General features: G+C 43.4%; 12 protein-coding genes. 5 read left to right on the forward strand and 7 right to left on the reverse strand.

Features of this window, described 5'->3' with window-relative positions; translation table 11 throughout:
* Positions 1–70 precede the first annotated feature (70 nt).
* The 3 genes from thrC to thrA are packed head-to-tail and all read right to left on the reverse strand — an operon-like array spanning position 71 to position 4,784.
* Positions 71–1,357: a threonine synthase gene (thrC, locus tag AC1EU0_RS16855; RefSeq protein WP_480303730.1), complete on the reverse strand. Its 1,287-nt coding sequence runs from the start codon at positions 1,355–1,357 to the stop codon at positions 71–73.
* The gene (thrB, locus tag AC1EU0_RS16860) at positions 1,354–2,346 is read right to left on the reverse strand and encodes a homoserine kinase (protein WP_480303731.1); all 993 of its coding nucleotides are present in this window, start codon (positions 2,344–2,346) and stop codon (positions 1,354–1,356) included. Before thrB ends, thrC begins: the two co-directional genes overlap by 4 nt.
* Positions 2,328–4,784 (reverse strand): bifunctional aspartate kinase/homoserine dehydrogenase I, encoded by a 2,457-nt coding sequence (gene thrA, locus AC1EU0_RS16865; protein ID WP_480303732.1) that lies wholly within the window; start codon positions 4,782–4,784, stop codon positions 2,328–2,330. Before thrA ends, thrB begins: the two co-directional genes overlap by 19 nt.
* A gap of 477 nt (positions 4,785–5,261) precedes the next feature.
* Between thrA and AC1EU0_RS16870 the strand changes: the two genes are divergently transcribed.
* The 3 genes from AC1EU0_RS16870 (at position 5,262) to AC1EU0_RS16880 (ending at position 9,066) form a co-directional block, all read left to right on the forward strand.
* Entirely contained in the window at positions 5,262–6,338 is a 1,077-nt protein-coding gene (locus AC1EU0_RS16870; RefSeq protein WP_480303733.1) for a Kelch repeat-containing protein, read from the forward strand.
* Positions 6,339–6,385: 47 nt separating this feature from the next.
* Complete coding sequence (locus tag AC1EU0_RS16875) at positions 6,386–7,657, forward strand: CinA family nicotinamide mononucleotide deamidase-related protein (protein WP_480303734.1); 1,272 nt, start codon at positions 6,386–6,388, stop codon at positions 7,655–7,657.
* Between the two features lie 62 nt (positions 7,658–7,719).
* Positions 7,720–9,066 carry a hypothetical protein gene (locus AC1EU0_RS16880; RefSeq protein ID WP_480303735.1) on the forward strand — a complete coding sequence of 449 codons (1,347 nt, stop codon included), beginning with the start codon at positions 7,720–7,722 and terminating at the stop codon, positions 9,064–9,066.
* Positions 9,067–9,088: 22 nt separating this feature from the next.
* Here the strand turns inward: AC1EU0_RS16880 and ppc are convergent, their stop codons facing one another.
* Complete coding sequence (ppc, locus tag AC1EU0_RS16885) at positions 9,089–11,737, reverse strand: phosphoenolpyruvate carboxylase (RefSeq protein WP_480303736.1); 2,649 nt, start codon at positions 11,735–11,737, stop codon at positions 9,089–9,091.
* A 40-nt stretch (positions 11,738–11,777) separates the two neighbouring features.
* Positions 11,778–12,251: a GNAT family N-acetyltransferase gene (locus AC1EU0_RS16890; protein WP_480303737.1), complete on the reverse strand. Its 474-nt coding sequence runs from the start codon at positions 12,249–12,251 to the stop codon at positions 11,778–11,780.
* A gap of 253 nt (positions 12,252–12,504) precedes the next feature.
* Between AC1EU0_RS16890 and AC1EU0_RS16895 the strand changes: the two genes are divergently transcribed.
* Entirely contained in the window at positions 12,505–13,734 is a 1,230-nt protein-coding gene (locus tag AC1EU0_RS16895; protein ID WP_480303738.1) for a cyclic di-GMP phosphodiesterase, read from the forward strand.
* Positions 13,735–13,761: 27 nt separating this feature from the next.
* Here AC1EU0_RS16895 and AC1EU0_RS16900 read toward each other — a convergent pair whose 3' ends face one another.
* Both AC1EU0_RS16900 and AC1EU0_RS16905 read right to left on the reverse strand, forming a co-directional pair.
* Positions 13,762–15,117 (reverse strand): ATP-binding protein, encoded by a 1,356-nt coding sequence (locus AC1EU0_RS16900; RefSeq protein ID WP_480303739.1) that lies wholly within the window; start codon positions 15,115–15,117, stop codon positions 13,762–13,764.
* 14 nt (positions 15,118–15,131) lie between these two features.
* Positions 15,132–15,806, reverse strand: a complete 675-nt coding sequence (locus tag AC1EU0_RS16905; protein ID WP_480303740.1) for a response regulator — start codon at positions 15,804–15,806, stop codon at positions 15,132–15,134.
* A gap of 162 nt (positions 15,807–15,968) precedes the next feature.
* Between AC1EU0_RS16905 and AC1EU0_RS16910 the strand changes: the two genes are divergently transcribed.
* On the forward strand, positions 15,969–16,439 hold the full coding sequence (locus AC1EU0_RS16910) for a Spy/CpxP family protein refolding chaperone (protein WP_480303741.1): 471 nt from the start codon (positions 15,969–15,971) through the stop codon (positions 16,437–16,439).
* Positions 16,440–16,485: the final 46 nt, after the last annotated feature.

The following is a 16,485-nucleotide window of genomic DNA, read 5'->3' on the forward strand; positions in this document are numbered from 1 at the left end:
AGCCTTTTTTGATGTTATGACCCCGATATTTACCCTCACACTGTTTCTAACCTTTCCTGAGTCAATAAACTCAAACTTCTAGGAGTTGCTGCACCTTAGCCACCAACTCTGCGTGATCGGCACTGATATCGTGTGACAATAACGGCAATTCAGCGTGCTTAGCCAATGGTGCGGGCAGTGGAATATCCATATCCAAAATATCATCGACACTGTCTTTGAATTTAGCAGGATGCGCGGTACATAAAAAGAGCCCAACCTCATCCGCTTGAAGTTGCTCTGACAGCACTTGATAAGCAATCGCACCATGCGGTTCACATAGATAATCTTTTTCCCATAGTTGCGTTAGGCTTTGCTTAACCTCTTCATCCGTTAAACGCCCATGCCCAATATCCGCTAACGACCAATCATACTTGTTGATCAGTGCTTCCACTCTCGGCCAGTTGTTGGGCTGGCTGACATCCATCGCATTCGATAAGGTGGCGACGGTGGCGTTTGGTGACCACAGCCCAGACTCTAAATATCTTGGCACAGTATCGTTTTCGTTAGTGGCGGCTATAAAGCGTTTAACGGGTAGCCCCATGGCTTTGGCGAGCAGACCTGCCGTCAGGTTACCAAAGTTGCCTGATGGCACTGAGATCACTGCTTGTTCGCGTTTCGATTTAGGTAATTGAGCCACGGCTTCAAAGTAATAGCAGGTTTGCGCTAGCAATCGGCTGATGTTAATTGAGTTAGCGCTGTTAAGGCCAAACTTGGCTCTAAGCTCAGGCTCATCAAATGACTGCTTCACTAATGCTTGGCAATCATCAAACGTACCATCAACAGCCAACGTGTGAATGTTGCCGCCAAGAGTACAAAACAACTTTTCTTGCAGAACACTGATCTTGCCTTTGGGATAGAGGATCACCACATTGATGTTTTCTAGCCCATAAAACGCATGAGCCACGGCCGCGCCCGTATCACCTGAAGTCGCAGTTAAAATCGTGATTTTTTCATCACCACGAATAGACGCTAAACATTGCGCCATAAATCGGCCACCAAAATCTTTAAACGCCAGTGTTGGACCATGAAACAACTCTAAGGCAGAGATATTTTCAGTGACCTTAACCAGCGGCGCCGTAAATTGAAATGCCTGCTCAACCAAATCATTAACCTGCTGTTTAGAAAATTCATCACCAACCAAGGCAGATAAAATTTCAGTACTACGCTGATTAAAGTCCATATCCAGTAAGGCATCAATATCATCAAAATGCGATAATGACTGTGGGAAAAATAAACCTTGTTCACGGCCAAGTCCTTGGCGTACCGCTTGGGTAAAGCTCACCTGCTCTTGAGGGTCTTTTAAATTATAAAGCATCATAATTGCTGTCCCGTTTGACGTGCCCCTTGAGGATCTAAGCGGCAGATATGGCAAAAGCCGTGCTCGTTCTGTATGTAGTGTTGTTCAAGCCAATGTTGAATCCGCTGGGCATCTTGTAAGTTTGAGGCAATGGCAAATAACGTTGGCCCTGAGCCTGAAATACCAGCAGCGATCGCCCCTGCATCCATCGCACCTTGACGAGCTTGACGAAAACCATTGATGATACGAGCTCGATACGGTTCGGCCACTACATCTTCAATACAATCAGCCGCCAATTTAGATTGCTGGCTGTAACAAGCATGAATAAAACTGGCGAGGTTTCGCCCGTGCGCGATCACATCTTGTTTGCGATATTGTGCAGGTAAAATGGCGCGAGCCTTAGCCGTTGAAACTTCGATACCTGGATAGGCCATCACCCAATGCCAATCATCAAAGCAGGGAATGCTTTGACTGATGATGCCACTGCGCTCAGGCATCAGTTGCAGGCCACCCAGAAAGCAGGGAGCCACATTATCATAGTGTACAGAACCTGAAATCCTGCCTTCCATTTCGCCCATGAGCACCAATAATTCACTCTCAGATAACGGTTTTCGATGAAAATCATTCAGTGCCACCAGCGCAGCAACGATAGAGCAAGCCGATGAACCTAAACCAGAGCCTATCGGCATGTTTTTCTCAAGGGTTATCGATAATGTTTTAACCTTCTGGCCTTTACCTTCAAGCGCCTGAACAAAACGGAGATAACAGTGATAAACAATATTATCGTCAGCATTTGACGGCAACTTATCAACAAATCGTCCAACAGCGTCAAAGCGAAAAGTATCAGCAGCCGTGACTTGAACGCGATCTCCCAGCAGCGAGCCGTCAGTCGGTGTTACCGCAGCCCCTAACACATCAAAACCAACACTGACATTACCAATAGAGGCTGGCGCATAGACCACTACTGAATCCATGTTCATTTCATCCATCGTCATACTTCTCGCTTCCATGGCAAACATCTTAAAATATCAGCAAACACCCCTGCGGCTGTTACTGCACCGCCTGCACCATAACCTCTTAAAACTAAAGGAATGGGCTGGTAATAGCGGGTATAAAAAGCCAATGCATTTTCGCCATCTTTGATTTTATGCATAGGATCGTCGGCATCTACAGCAGTGACTTTCACTTCACATTGGCCCTGATTAATTTGCCCAATGTACCTAAGTACTTTGCCCTCAGCTGCTGCTTTGGATTGCAGCTGATTGAAGTAGCTATCGGCTTCTGGTAATCGAGCGATGAATTCATCTACAGAGCCTGAATCATCAAAATCAGGGGGTAACAATGGCTGGACTTTCACTTGATCAAGTTCCAGCTCTAGGCCGCATTCTCTTGCCAAAATCAGCAGCTTTCTTGCCACATCCATACCGGATAAGTCATCACGAGGATCTGGCTCCGTAAAGCCTTTATCTTTGGCATGTAAAGTTGCTTGTGACAGACTCATGCCGTCATCCAGCATGCCACAAATATAAGAAAGCGAACCTGATAATATGCCTGAAAATTGGTTGAGATTGTCACCTGCAAATAACAAGTTTTGCAAATTCTCAATGACGGGTAAGCCCGCACCCACATTGGTGTCGTATAAGAATTTACGACGGTTTTTATTCGCGCTTAAACGAAGTTGACGATAGTAGGCTTGGCTATCAGTATTGGCCTTTTTATTGGCGGTAACCACGTGAAAGCCCGCCTCTAAAAAATCCACATAAAGACGAGAAATGGCTTCTGAAGCCGTACAATCCACAATCACAGGGTTAATACGATGACGTTGTTGAATGAGGTTCGAAAGTGCTGACAATGAAAACGACGTTTGACTTAATGCCAGTTGATCTTGCCAGCAACTGAGATCAACACCGTCAGCATTCAGCAACATCTTGTCACTGCTTGCAATACCAATCACACGAATGACCGTTCCTTGCTGAGTCAATACCGACTGCTGACGCTCGATTTGTTGCAGCAACTCGCCACCCACACCTCCACGGCCCAACACAAATACATCTAGAAATTGCTGACTGTTAAATAGATTTTGATGACAGGCGCGGATTGCTTCTTTAGCTTTACCTTGAGCAATCACAGCGGATATTGAGCGTTCTGACGAACCTTGAGCGATAGCCACAATATTGATATTAGCTTCAGCCAATGAATTAAACATGCGTGCGGCTATGCCTTTAGCCGTGCGCATACCATCGCCAATAACAGAAACAATGGCTAAATTAGACTGATAGTCAATGGCTTCTAGTAAGTGATTTGCCAGTTCCAATTCAAACTCTTGATGTAGCAGTTGATTAGCAGAATTCACATCATCACTAGAGATACAAAAACTGATGCTGTATTCCGATGAAGATTGGGTGATCAGTACAATGGATATGCCACCACGAGAAAGAGTGGAAAACACACGGGACGCCATACCCACCATGCCTTTCATTCCCGGGCCTGACACATTCACCATGGTCAGGTTATCTAAACTGGAAATCCCTTTTATCGCCTGTTCATCACCACTTGCAGGGCCAACCAATGTACCTTCTCCTTGTGGGTTAAACGTATTTTTTATCAAACAAGGAATATGATACTGAGCAATTGGCGCAATGGTCTTAGGATGCAATACTGAAGCACCAAAATACGACAATTCCATCGCTTCAGCATACGATAAGCGCTTCAACAATTGCGCATCCACCACCACACGCGGGTCACAATTGTAGACACCATTGACATCAGTCCAGATCTCACAACATTCAGCGTCGACGCAAGCCGCCAACACTGCAGCAGAATAATCCGAACCATTACGTCCCAGTACCACGGTTTCACCTTGTGCATTCGCCGCAGTAAAGCCGGGTAATAATGAAATAGCACTCGAGTCTAATGGTAATTTCGCCATCTTAAGTTTAGAGGCTTCAATATCCACCCTAGCCTCACAGTAACAACCTTCAGCCAATAAATACTGACTGGGTTCGAGAATACTTGCTGCAACCTGACCGCTTTCCAATAAGGCTTGCATGATGGTGACTGAGAGCGCTTCACCTTGACTGACAATTTTGGCATAAATGTTATTAGGACATTGCCCCAATAAAACGATGCCTTGATGCAAACGTGTCAATTGCTCAAGTCTGCCCTCAAGCTGTTGCTTAAGTCCATCCAAATCAAGGTTGGCTCGCTTTTGCGCTAACCCATCGAGCAAATGACTAAAAATGATATTCACATCTGCTAAATGTTCAGCACCGTGTTGCACAGAATCGATGGCCTCAGTTAACGCAACAAGATGGTTTGTGACTTGGGCTGGTGCCGATAACACAACAGCCACAGCACTTTGCTGAAAGGTATTTTGAATGATTGATCCGACTCGGTAAAAGCAATCAGGATCAGCCAAAGATGAGCCACCAAATTTAAGTATACGCATTGTTGTTTCCTACCGTCTGTCTATTCCTTTGGGGTGGTCCTTTATACTCGTGATGCCTGAAAATGCAGGGTTTCAGCGAGAATTTAAAAACACAGATATAAAAAAACCCGTACCTTGTATGGTGACGGGTTTCGATGTTTGATCCTGTGTTATGCAGCCAAACCTAACCCGTCCCGCTTGTTGTACGGGTGGTAATAATCATGGTTGTGGTCATGGCGTTATGTTTCACAGTGCTCAAACTCTTATTTTGTTCGTTAAGGCATTCAATACGCGGGCTTTTTCACCGCTTTTTTATTAGTACGCATTTACGTTTATAAAGTCAACCACGAAATGCATCTTTATTCAATTTGTTAGCAAATTTATTACAAAAGTAAATCAATTCTTATCTGTAATAAGTAGGGTTCAAATAAACAAGGGATATATTCGTGATGCCTGTGTTACCATCTTTTTATCGATTAATTTAATAAGTTTTTCTGCATGTCTCGCTTGCTATTATCCCTATTGATAGGACTTTCATTCACTGCTCTTGCTTCACCGCTTTCTTCTTTACCTGAAGCCGTAACCAATAACGCTGTGGCTCAGATTTCCGATGGCAAAAACAACTACTTACTGAGTTTTATGGGGTTAAGTAAAGGCAAAGGGTATCAAGACGTTCACGCCAAAGCGTGGGGACTCAAACTTGATGGAAAATCCAAATGGCAATCGCTCCCTGATGTACCGCATATTGAGGCATTAGCGGGACGCCTTGCCGCAACCGCTGTCGGAATTAAAGATAAAGCGTATATTTTCGGCGGTTACACCGTAGGCAAAGATCATAGCGAAATCAGCACTCGTGATAATTACCAGTTTGACATAAATACTCGTCGCTATACCCGCATTGCTGATATGCCTGTCGCTGTGGATGACACTTCAGGGTTCAGCTATCAAGACCGTTATATCTATTTATTCAGCGGCTGGCATCAAACCGCTAACGTCAATTTAGTACAAGTCTATGATACCAAGACCGATTCTTGGGCTCAGGCCACCCCTCTGCCTATTCCAGCAACTTTTGGGCAAGCAGTGGGTATGGCAAATGGAAAATTAGTATTGTGTGATGGCGTGAAAATTAAAACATTTTCTAACCAAAAGCGCACATTTGCCCCATCTCCTGAATGTGTTTATGGGCAAATTGACGCGAAGGATCACTTAACCATTCACTGGCAGAGTCTGCCTCATTTCAAACTCCCCCATTACCCGCAATCAACGGCCTTGTATCGCATGGCAGCAACGGGCGTGCAACAAGCAGGTAAACAAGGGCAAATTGTCTTTATTGGCGGCAGTAACAATCCCTATAACTACAACGGCATCGGTTATAACGGTAAACCAAGCAAGCCTTCACAATGGATGCTGCGTTTTGATTTGGCCAAGCACCAATGGCTTGAGCCTATCAGGCTAAAACAGCCAAGCATGGATCACCGAGGGTTATTGCTTTACAAGCAAAGCCTCATCCGTATCGGTGGCATGACAGCCGATCAGCAAGTGACCAATCAAGTCGTTATCGACCCGATCCATTAACTTAGGTATAAATCAGTTGAGCTGTGTCAAAACCACAAGGAAAACGTATGAAACTGGAAATGATCTGCACGGGTGAAGAAGTATTATCCGGTCAAATTATTGATACTAACGCCGCTTGGGTTGCTAATGTGCTAATGGATCAGGGCATAGAAATGCAACACCGCATCACGGTAGGAGATCGACTAGGCGATTTAGCCTCCGCTTTTATTGAACGTAGTCATCATGCCGATGTCATTATCGTTAATGGCGGTTTAGGTCCAACAAGCGATGATTTGTCGGCTGAGGCGATGGCTCAAGCAAAAGACGAAACACTCGTTGAAAATACGGAGTGGCGACAACGATTAGAAGCGTGGTTTAGTAAATATAATCGCCCTATGCCTGCCAATAATTTAAAGCAAGCCATGCTGCCAGAAAGTGCCATTATGGTGGATAACCCAGTCGGTACAGCTTGCGGATTTAGAGTAAAACTTAATCGTGCATGGTTGTTTTTCACACCAGGCGTTCCATCTGAACTAAAAGTCATGGTCAAAGATCAGTTGCTGCCGTTTATTAAACAGGAGTTTGGTAATTCTGAACCCACCAAAGTCACCAAAATGCTCACGATTGGTGCCGGAGAATCTTGGCTTGCTGAGCAAATTCAGGGAATTAATTTGCCCGAAGGGATCAGTTTAGGTTATCGCTCATCTGCACCTTATATTGAGATTAAGGTGTTTGCTCGAGGGAACACCGCCATAAGTGCACTCGACAAAACCTGCGAGCAGATTAAAGTTTGTTTAACTGATTTAATTGTAACTACCAATATTCCTAGCCTACCTCAAGCCATACATCAGCAATTAATTCAACAACAAAAGACCTTAGCATTAGCTGAATCTTGCACTGGAGGAATGATTGCAGAGCAGTTGGTAGCGCTCTCTGGTAGTTCACAATATTTGCAGCATGCCGTAGTGAGTTACAGTAACGAATCTAAACAAGCACTACTGAATGTCAATGCATCTACCATAGAGCAATTCGGCGCTGTATCTTGCCAAACGGCTGAAGAAATGGCGATAGGCGCTCGTCAAATATTAGACTCTGATTTTGCCCTCGCCACCAGCGGTATTGCAGGTCCATCAGGTGGCAGCGAAGACAAACCTATCGGCACGGTTGCTATCGCACTAGCCCATAAAAATGGTGTCTACAGCCAATTATTGCAGTTTCCTAAGCGATCTCGCACCATTATCCGCCAACTAGCCAGTGCTGTGGCTTACGATATGTTGCGCAGAAAACTGAACGATAAAACCGTTATTGTTAACTATCCTTCATACATAAAGAGAAACTAATCTTAATCGCTAAAGTCGAAATCTATACTTGAGTTACGCTTTAAATGTGATGGAACAGTATTATGTCAGTGATTTCGACACTTCCCAGTAATGCCCCCATTAGCTACTTACTGACTCCTCAGCAAGTAGCTGGCTATGTCTCTGGCAGTACTGACAGCCAAAAAAGAACTAAACTTGGGCCTGCTGGTTCTACATGGGATTACATTGTAAACGATGACACAAAGAAACAGTTACTTTTACAATTTCATACCAATTTTCATCAGCAACTCGAAGCATATTACCTTGCCTTGGCAGGTGATACAGAGATACAAACGGTTCAAGAAACCCCAAAATCCGCTTTGGTTTTTCGTCAGCCTCGAAAACTGGTTCGCTCTAATTCCTGTAAAGCACTCAACAAAAAAACACTACCAGCTGCATCTATCTCGCGCAGTAAATCTTTGCGTCAACTTATGCCTGGTGAATATCCCACCATAACAGTACCGGCACTGACATCGGCACCTAAAAGTAGCTCTAATCAATCATCATTCTATGAAGACAGTGATTTTGTAACTAATACAAAAAAGATGATACTCGATGCACGAGAAGAATTAACATTCTCAAAGGTGTTAGAAGATTACTCACAACCTTCAAAATCATTACCATCAGCACATCATCAACTGCTTGTTCGATTTAATATTGTTCTAGAAAACTTACCTGAATCTGAGCGCCTTGCCCACCAACTTGAATTAGAGGAAACGGAAGTTAAAGGTGATATTTATGGCAAATTAAAATTTATTCGTGACGGAAAGGCTTACTATCAGGTTTCAGTCCTAAAGTACAAAACATTAGATTCAGTCAAAACACCTACACTATCTCCTGAATATTGCGAGTCCGCCGTTGCTGTTGCTGAACGAAAATTAACGATAGCCATGGATCATCTACCAATCTTGGCGGCTAAAGCTTATGTTGAAGACAGACGGCAACAAGTTGAAAACCACTTCATACAAGTTGATAGCGCCTACGGACAACTTGACTCCCCGTTTAACCAAAAAATCGACGAATATAGATTTATCAACAACGGCTCAGGCTGGGTATTGCAGGCAACGCTCAAATGCAAGCAAGAAGTTACACTTCGCATTACTGAAGATGAAGTAAAGTGGATGGGAACACAACTTTCAAGCCCAACATTCAGAGCATCGTTATATTACTTATGCAGTGAGTATGTTGTGACCACGAACAATACCCGTTATTCTCAACTATACAAGCCAGCGATAGAGCAACTGGGTCAAGCATTAGAACTGAACCCTAATCGAGCAAAGCTTCCAATCACATTAAAACCTTATTTTCAAAAACTAGATAAGGTTATGCTTGGAGATGTTGCTTTAATGGAATTCATTGGCAGGCCTAATTTTACAGCATTTAAAAGATAGGCCGCCAAATGTAGTTTTTCCATTACCCTGTATTTCGCATCCCAGCAGCAACCCCTGCAATGGTCAACATCAAAGCCAATTCCAGCTCTTTATCCATTTCTGACGTTTTACGTGTACGAGCGAGTAATTCCACTTGTAACGCGTGTAAAGGATCCAAATAAGGGTTACGCAGATTAATCGACTCTCGGCTCCACGGTGTACTGGCCATAAGCACCTCAGATTCGTTCAAGTTCAACAAAGTGGCTTTACCTGAATGTAATTTGTCACTTAAACGATGTCCAAAACCATGCAATTGCTTGGGTACCAAGCATCGCTCATAATATTTGGCAATGTTGGTTTCTGACTTAGCATAGACCATTTCTAGCATTGACATTCGAGATGAAAAATACGGCCACTCTTTGACCATGATGCGCAGAGTATCAATATAACCTTGCTTGACCGCTTCTTTGATCGCATCTCCAGCTCCTAACCAAGCGGGTAAATTCAAGCGGTTTTGCGACCACGCGAATGACCAAGGGATGGCGCGCAAGCTCTCAATGCCACCATCTTTTCGACGTTTAGCTGGACGACTGCCTAACGGCAATTTACCTAGCTCGACTTCTGGCGTGGCATAACGGAAATATTCGACGAACTGAGGATCATGTCGCACCACATTACGATAAGCGTGCAAGGAGGTTTCCGACATTAAGTGCATCACCTTTCGCCATTCTGCTTTTGGCTCAGGAGGAGGCAATATCGAGGCTTCCATTACCGCTGAAGCGTACAGAGCTAAACTTTTACAGGCCAATTTAGGTAAACCAAACTTAAAGCGGATCATTTCCCCTTGTTCAGTCACTCGAATCCGGCCATCAACCGAACCAGGAGGCTGAGATAAAATCGCTTGGTGAGCTGGGCCACCACCTCGTCCAATAGTGCCACCACGACCATGGAACAAGGTAAGCTTAATATCCCATTGCTTACATACTTTCACTAATTGTTCTTGTGCTTCGTATTGCGCCCATGAAGCCGCGATCACACCGGCATCTTTTGATGAATCGGAATAACCAATCATCACTTCTTGTGAACCTTTTATGTGCTCACGGTACCAATCCACGGTTAACAGTTGATTGATGCTGTCAGAGGCGTGATTCAAGTCATCTAACGTTTCAAATAACGGCACCACTGGCATAGTCCATTGGCAGCCTGCTTCTTTGAGTAATAGAATCACCGCCAATACATCTGATGGTTCTCTCGCCATAGAAATGACGTAAGAGCCTAAGGCTTGTTGTGACTGGTGAGCGACAACACGTGTGGTATCTAATACTTCTTGTACGTTAGCTGATGGTTTCCAATGCTGAGGAATAAGCGGGCGCTTATTTTGCAGTTCTGATAATAAAAACTTCTGCTTCTGGATTTCACTCCAACTGTTGTAATCACCTAACTCTAAATAAGCCAGCAATTCTTGAAATACTTCAGCATGACGTCCAGAGTCTTGTCGAATATCCAGCTTGAGTAAATGTACCCCAAAACAGGACAAACGGCGTAAGGTATCAAGCAGCTTGCCATTGGCAATCAAGGTCATGCCCTTTTCGACTAAACTGTCATACATCATGGTTAATGGTGCAGTTAGATCTCTGGTATGCCAGATCAATTTTTTGACTGGTAACTCTGCTTCTTCGTCTTCTAATTTGAGCTCTAACGCCTTGATAGTACGTTTAAGGCGTTTACGTAGTTGCCTTAGCAGCACACGATAAGGTGTTCGGTCGGCACCTACGGCCTCTATCAGTCTGTCACTGGCATCATCCATGGACAACTCTGATACCAACTCATCTATGTCTTCAAGATACAATAATGCCGCTCTTTGACGGTTACGGTATAAGACTTCTTGAGTTACTTCAGCGGTTACAAATGGGTTGCCATCGCGGTCGCCTCCCATCCACGATGAGAACTTCAATGGCATTACTGTCTTCGGTAATTGGCGATTAAAATGTTTTTGAAATTGCCCTTCTAATTGACGCATGAAATCGGGTACGGCTTGCCACAATGACACTTCCAGAGTGGACAATCCCCAAGTGGCTTCATCTACAGGCGTTGGGCGTTGCTGGCGGATTTCATTAGTGTGCCATATTTGGCTCACTAACTCTCGCAAACGTTGGCTGTACTTTTGGCGTTCATCGTAATCTATACGCTCACTATCTAAAACAGATAAACAATGAATCACAGAGTTATATTTCTTAATCAGCGTACGGCGAGAAATTTCAGTAGGGTGAGCGGTGAGAACAATATCAATCGACGTTTCATTAAGGCAATTCAATACCTTTTCTTCTGCATTGGGTTGAGACTTTAATCGCTCGAATAAGTCATCAATCGGCTGAGGCGCACAAACTTTTTCATCACAATCATGACTAATAGTATGAAATTGTTCCGCAATATTTGCCAGATTTAAGAACTGGTTAAAGGCTTTAACAAAGGGCACTAATTCTTCGTCGGGAAGTTCAGCCAATATGGTCAGCATCTTGCTTCGAGCCGTTTCATCTCCATTACGAGAATCTTTCGCCAACACTCGAATTTGCTCAACTTTTTCCAGAAAACCTGCTCCAAGATCATTGGACATTGTCTCGCCTAAAATCTGTCCAAGCAGGTTTACATTCGCACGCAATGGCGCGTAACTATCGACGGATAACTCTCCCATACTGACACCTTTATTATTAAGACATGTCAGTTACCATATCCTATCCGCAGACAGAATCGAAGTGTTTTTCAAGTTGAATCTTGGAGCTGAGGTTATCTGTGACAGGCGACTCAATACCCATTAATTGATAGTCGTTATTGATCAACATACACAGCATACCTTTAAACTGGTTCATGGTTTTTACTTTGAGTACACCGTAACCTTTAGTTTGTACCCACTGCTCTTGAGCGTCCAGCAACTGCTGTGCAACGCCTAGGTTACGATAGTCTTTGGCGACACCACCCAACCAACTGTAGAATTGCTCATTAGATAAGGCGTAGCCAATTTTATACCCTGCAGGCTCTCCCTCTACATAAGCAATAGACACTAAATAAGCTTTATCTTGCAAACGCTGCTGAATTTTTTCAGCGGTAACGCCATTATCGAGTTCTGAAATTTGTCGGCTGATCTCAAGAATATCTTCAAGTTGCTCTGGCGTTAGTTGCTCTGATTGAGTGTAAGTGGTCTGGTACATAAGCTCTCAATGTTAACTGGTCAGTCCACTTAGAATAGCAAATTTTCTAACGAATACAAAAGTCGATAATTTCAACATGTTTCACAATATTTAATAAATTCAAACGGATTGATTAAAAACAGTTATCGATTATTATCTGCTGCATTTATATTCGTATTTTGTATATTTAATTCATTATTTTATAAGATAAAATGGTAATATGCATTGCTTTCAAGGAACGTAATTGCAATCGGTACTGCCGTAGGATGTTTTCATGCCAGCCCCTCTTTCTTCAACTAAATTGCTAAAACTCCCCATTCGTAAGCTGCGACAAGGCATGTTTATCGAGCGGTTTGAAGACAGTAATAGCAAACTTAACATTACGAATTCTGGGCAAATTCGACATTCAAGTATGTTGGAGAAATTAAAGAAGCATAAGATCAAATATGCATGGGTAAACGTCGAACGATCAGCCCCTGATTGCGGCTTGCACCCAACTCAAGATGACACTGACTCTAAGCCTGAGGAAAAGCCAAATGAGCCTGCATTAACCTCACGAAATGCCAAGCAACGGCAGTTGCTTCGAGCTCAGCAACAAACTGAAACTAAGACATTATTAAGTGAAGCCAAGGGACTGGTTCGCAAGGTGTTATCAGAAACCTTTGAAGGCAAAGCCATAGAGCTTACAGAGTTTGAGCACATGGCTGATAAAATGATCCATTCAGCCCTTACCGATATGGATGCATTTAAGTGTGTTGCCGCACTTCGAACCAAAGACGCATACTTGCTAGAACATTCGATAAATGTTGCTTTTCTGTTAGTCACCTTTGGCAACTATATGAAGCTTCCTACTGAGACGATTAAAGAAATGGCTGTTGGCGGGCTACTGCATGATATCGGAAAGATTCATGTGGATGATGCGATATTGAACAAGCCTGGGAAGTTAAGCCCTGAAGAGTACGACATCATCAAACAGCATCAATTTCATGCCATCGACATCGTAGAAAATATTCCTGACTTTTCCCTGATCAGTAAAGATGTGTGCTTAATGCACCATGAAAAATTAGACGGTAAAGGCTACCCTAAAGGGCTCAGTGGCGACCAACTCCCTTTACATGGGCGCATGAGTTGCATTGCTGATATTTACGATGCCCTTACCGCTACCCGTTGCTACAAAGAAGCCATGAGCCCTGCTTCTGCGTTCAAAATATTATTATCGTTAACGCCATTTCATCTCGATAAAAACTTGGTGTATGAATTTATACGATGTATTGGTGTATACCCTACAGGCTCACTAGTAGAACTATCGGATGGTCGAGTAGGCATTGTATGGGACTCGCTAGACAGAGATGTACTTCACCCTGTAGTTAAATGCTTTTATTCCACCAAGCTCAACCGCTATGTCGAAATTGAATATGTGGACTTGTTGGAGCAAGATGTGCTCAACATTGAGCGTGGTGTTTCACCACGTTCGTTAAACGTAGATCCAAATCCGTTTTATTGATCTTTCATCAATACAGGCTCTTTGCTATTACCCCATTTGACGGGGTAATAAGATGGTCACTTTTAAACCGTGCGGTTCAATATTTTCCGCTTTTATTTCTCCTTGGTGAGCCGCAATGGCAGCTTGGCTGATCGCCAAGCCTAAACCACAGCCTCCAGAGTTACGATCTCGGGCACTATCGGGACGATAAAACGGCTGAAAAATATTTTCTAACTCCGACGGCTCAATGCCTGAGCCATCATCTTCTATCGTCAGCTGCACTCCGGATTTATATCGCAGGGCACGAATACGGATCGTCGTTTCAGCATAACGCAGCGCATTACGTAAAATGTTCTCTACTGCTCGGCAAAGTAAATTGGCCACCACTTCAACTTTGATCGCACCATCAATATCTACTACTACTTGTTTTTGTTCTTGCTCAGCCTCAAACTCAACATCAGAAATCATCTGCGCTAAACATTGATTCAATGAAAGAGACTGCTTTTGCTGCATAGACTGATTGCTGACTCGAGACAAGGTCAATAGCTCTTGAATTAACGCTTCGAGTTGTTCCGCTTCATAGCCGATACGCTCAGTTTCTTTGGTCTGTTGTCCTTTTTTTCTTGCCACAGCTAATGCCAACTGCAATCGAGTTAACGGGGTTCGTAATTCATGAGAAATATCCCCAATTAAACGCTGTTGTTGATTGACCATTTGTTCAATGGCATTGGCCATGCTGTTGAAAGCACGCGCTAACTGCCCGATTTCATCACTGCGCTTTAAGGTTGAATCATCTACCCTACTGCTCAGCTCTCCTTGTGCCAATTTATCCGCACTACGTTTTAATTGCTTTAACGGACGGCCCAAGTGCCAAGCCAATACACTACAGAGTAGGCCAGATAGTAAAATAGCTAATAATAACGTCAGTAATTTGTACTCTGTAAACCAAAAAAACCAAGGTCGTGGATGTCGGTTTTCTAGGCTGCCATAAAGTGAATACGTTCTGTTTTGAACTTCAATTTGATAGGGGCCAAAAAAGACGCGCTCTCGAAATTGATGACGGATTGGCTTTTGTGCATCTTCTGCCATCAGCATAAAACGCCGCAAATCACGAGAAAAATGTCGTCGATTCAGTAAGCGTCCATCCTCATTAGCAATAAACAACACAAATCGTGGATTAAAGCGCTTGAGTTTGGATAAGCGCTTGATATTTTCAGGTTTCAATAAATCGGGATGTTTTTGCAGCTTTTTGCCCGCTTTCACCAACATTTTTTGCAGATTATTGGGTAACGGTGCTTGATCGTGCTTTTGCTGAATCAATGGCAATAATGCCACCGCTCCCAATGTTAAGGAGCTACACAGCCAGAAACCAACTAATAACTTAATGAAGATACGATTTGCCATGCTCTCCTTGACTCCTAAGCGACCCAAATATATCCCTTACCACGCACCGTTTTAATTCTTGGACGCCCATCTTCTCGCTCAGGCAGTTTTTTCCGTAAATTAGATAAATGCATGTCCAAACTGCGATCAAATGGCATTAAACGCTTACCGAGCACTTGCAGGCTTAAGGTTTCTTTGCTGATCATTTCACCACAATGTTCGATTAACGCTTGCAACAGGGCAAACTCACAATCCGTTAACAGCAAAATTTGTTGCTGACAATGGGCTTCTTGCCTAGATACATCGATACGAATATCGTCATGATGTTGCTCTACCGCATGGGTATGATGTTCAATACGACGCAGTATGGCTCGAACTCGCGCCACCAGTTCTCGGTCGTTAAATGGCTTGGGGAGATAGTCATCTGCGCCCATCTCTAACCCTACTACTCGGTCGATTTCATCGCCTCTTGCCGTTAACATTAATACTGGCGTTTGTTTTTGCTCCCTGAGTTGACGTAATACTTCAAACCCGTTGAGCTTAGGCAACATGACATCCAATAAAATCAAATCAAAATCATCAGCGAGAGCATAACTCAAGCCTTGAGCACCATCATGTGCCAAAGTGAGTTCAAAACCTTCCAACTCAAGCAGTTGCCCTAATAACTCTGCCAAACCATGATCATCATCTACCAATAATAGTCGTGCCATTCATTTACTCGCTTTACCGTACTGTTGCTGATAATAGCAATATTTGTGCGCTTTCCTTACCCATCTTTACTTAGCTTTACGTTTCACATATTCAAACTTACATTGCAATCTCTACACTTGCTAGCAACCCAGTTCATTTCCCTCTGCAAAAGGAACGTTATTATGACCATCTCTACGACTAAAAAATTATTGGCTGCTGCAATGTTAACTTGCTCTGCGCTCGCACCTATTGCCGTCTATGCAAAACCTGATGCTGGAACAAAATGCATGCAACAAGTGCAAAAACGCGGCCACCATAAATTAATGAAATTTTTCCGTAAGCTTGATTTAACCGCTGATCAAAAACAGCAAATCAAAGATATTTACAAAGCGTATAGACAAGAGCAAAAGTCACTTAGACCGACCAAAGAAGACCGACAAGCTTATGCTGATCAAGTAAAAGCACTGGTTCAGGCTGCAGATTTCGATGCTCAAGCCGCAGCCAACTTAGTTGATCAACGCAGTCAACTTCGCCAGCAACAAGCCGTAACAGCCATGAAATTACGTCATGACTTGTATCAAGTGCTGACTCCTGAACAACAAGCCAAAGCAGAGCAACTTAGAGCTGCTAAAAAAGCTCGTTCAATTCAATAAACATTGTTTAGATCTCAATTCTCCTTTTAGTGCCTGATTTTTCAGG

Source organism: Parashewanella sp. 2210YD4-3 (genome assembly GCF_056591735.1).